Source organism: Bowmanella yangjiangensis, assembly GCF_017255015.1.
In the GTDB taxonomy this organism is placed as follows: Bacteria; Pseudomonadota; Gammaproteobacteria; order Enterobacterales; family Alteromonadaceae; genus Bowmanella; species Bowmanella yangjiangensis.
In genome coordinates, this window is sequence record NZ_JAFKCS010000107.1 from 1 (window position 1) to 2,605 (window position 2,605).

Annotated in this window: 2 protein-coding genes; one reads left to right on the plus strand and one right to left on the minus strand. The window is 63.1% G+C overall.

The annotated features are described in order from the left end of the window. Positions 1–46 precede the first annotated feature (46 nt). Positions 47–862, minus strand: coding sequence for an SDR family NAD(P)-dependent oxidoreductase (locus tag J0A65_RS22265; RefSeq protein WP_206596510.1), 816 nt, complete (start codon positions 860–862; stop codon positions 47–49). 148 nt (positions 863–1,010) lie between these two features. Between J0A65_RS22265 and J0A65_RS22270 the strand changes: the two genes are divergently transcribed. Then, positions 1,011–2,042: a Rieske 2Fe-2S domain-containing protein gene (locus J0A65_RS22270; RefSeq protein WP_206596511.1), complete on the plus strand. Its 1,032-nt coding sequence runs from the start codon at positions 1,011–1,013 to the stop codon at positions 2,040–2,042. Positions 2,043–2,605 lie beyond the last annotated feature (563 nt).

Here is a 2,605-nt window from a genome sequence, read left to right on the forward strand (position 1 = left end):
GAACTGAGAAAGAATGGCTTCAATCTGGGGATCAAGGGGCATCGTATTACTCCTGTGCTTTCTGCAAGACCGGATTGGTCTCGTCGAGAATGCTTTGCAGGCGTCGCTGCAGAGCGGGCTTGAAGAACTTGTGTGGAAAGATCCAGAAGCGCTGCTCGTCGATGGCAGCGAATACCTGTTGCGCCAGCTGCAAGGGCCTCATGCCTTTGCGGACACGGCTACCCAGCAGCGTGTCGAGCTGTGCATCCGCATCACCGATGCGACTGTTGGATTCCATGATCGAGCTGGCTACCGGCCCCGGGCAGAGCACCGAAACGATGATCGGCGCATCGAGCATCGCCAGCTCGTAATGCAGGGTCTCGGAGATCGCGACCACCGCCTGCTTGGTGACGTTGTAAGGCCCCAGCAGAGGGCTGTTGATCAGGCCTGCCAGAGACGCGGTATTGATCACATGGGCCGGGCGCTTCTGCTGCAGCAGCAGCGGCATGAAACTGCGAATGCCGTTGAGCACACCATTCAGATTGACGTCGAGCATGCGCTGCCACTTGGCCGCATCGACCTCCCAGCACAGCCCGGTCTGCATGATCCCGGCATTGTTGAACAGCAGGTCGACGCCGCCGAAACGCTGTACGGCGAGATCGCGCAGAGTCTCCAGGTGCTGCGGCTGGCTGACGTCTGTCAGTTGCCAGGCGACTTCAGCCCCGCGCTCACTCAGCATCTCGGCTACGGTGGCCAGACAGGCCGCATCTATATCTCCCAGAACCAGCCTGAGGCCCTGGCTGGCTGCGTATTCGGCCAGCCCGCGGCCGATGCCGCTGGCAGCCCCGGTGATGACGGCTACGCGAGCGCCAGTGTCACTCATCCGGACCTCCACTCCTTGTTCTCGTGGTGTCAGTAGAGCCGGGGCGGCGACCACAGGCATCGTCCATTCAGACGATGCCTTGCGCAATTCAGGCCGCAGAATCCAGAGCGTGCACAACCTACCCATGCGCGCCAACGGAGAACACAAGATGCCCGCACTGCACCGAATCGAAGTGAAACAGCTCCCCGAGCGTTACGCCCGTGGCTGGCACTGCCTGGGCCTGGCCAACGACTACCGCGACGGCCGGGCGCATCGTATCGATGCCTTTGGTACCCGCCTGGTCGCATTCCAGGGTGAGGACGGCCAGCTGCATATCCTCGATGGATATTGCCCGCATATGGGGGCGGATCTCAGCGAAGGTTGCGTCGAAGGTAACTCGCTACGTTGCCCCTTCCACGAATGGCGCTGGGGTGCCGATGGCGTATGCGACGACATCCCGTACGCCAAGCGCATCCCACCACGGGCCAGGATCAAGGCCTGGCCCGTTCTGGAGCAGAACCACCTGCTGTTCGTCTGGCACGACCCGGAGGGCAATCCTCCACGTGCCGAGCAAGCCATCCCACGTATCGATGCCTGTTACGACGAAGCCTGGGCCAGCTGGGCCATCGCCGAGATGACCATCGCGACCAATTGCCGTGAGCTGGTGGACAACGTGGCAGACATGGCGCACTTCGGCAGTGTGCATGGCGCGCCACTGCACTACTTCAGCAACACCTTCGAGGGGCATGTCGCCGAGCAGAGCATGCGCGGCACCAGCGCGCGCCTGTCCGGCGAAGCCGAGCTGGTCACGGTGGCCACCTACTATGGCCCTGCCTACCAGATCACCAACATGACCGGTTCGATGGCCGGGCAGGCCATTCATTCGATCTTGCTCAACTGCCATGTGCCGATCGACCAGCACAGCTTCACCCTGCGCTACGGTGTGCTGGTGAAGAAAATCCCCGGCCTCAGCGAGGAGCAGAACCGCGCCATGGCCATGGCCTACGTCGAGCAGGCGCGCGCCGCCTTCTACGAGGATGTGGCGATCTGGCAGAGCAAGACCCGAGTCGACAATCCGCTGCTGTGTGACGGCGACGGCCCGGTCTACCAGCTGCGCAAGTGGTACGAGCAGTTCTATGTCGATGCCGCCGAAGTCCCGCGCGAGAACGCCGAACGCCATGAATATGTGGTGAAAGGCTGAAGACGGCGCCCCTTGGCGCGCGGGTTGCTCGAGAAGCTCCGACAGCTCGGCTGCGCGTGACGGCCAGGCTCTCGGAGCTTCTGGCCCCCTCCCTCGTACTCGCAACCTTGTTACGGGCCGAGCGCTGGAGCACCGCTGCATTCGCGCGCCGCAAGCGGCAAGTGCCTGCGCGGATCTAGTTCACTCGGACGAGGACGCTCTTTCCAAGGCGCCCTAAGGTGAAGGCACAACAATAACCGCGCCGGCCTGCCCCGCAGGTGAAGCGCCCAGCCTGAGGTGCGCCATGAAGACCTCCACCTGCTGTGCTCTGCTCGTCGTTACCGCGATTGCCGGTCTGGCCGGCACATTGATCATGTCGCGTCCACAACCCCAGACGACCTTGCTCGTCTGTCCTGCGCCCCAGGGCGGATGCTACCTGCCACCGCCGAGCATCGGGCGCTTGATCCCATGAGCGGCAGCGCGTCGAACAGCACGACGCGCTTTCGTCCGCTGGAGACGCAACCGCTCGCTTAGGCCGATACGGCCTTCAGGCGTGCGTTCGCCGCACTCACCGGATGCGTCCT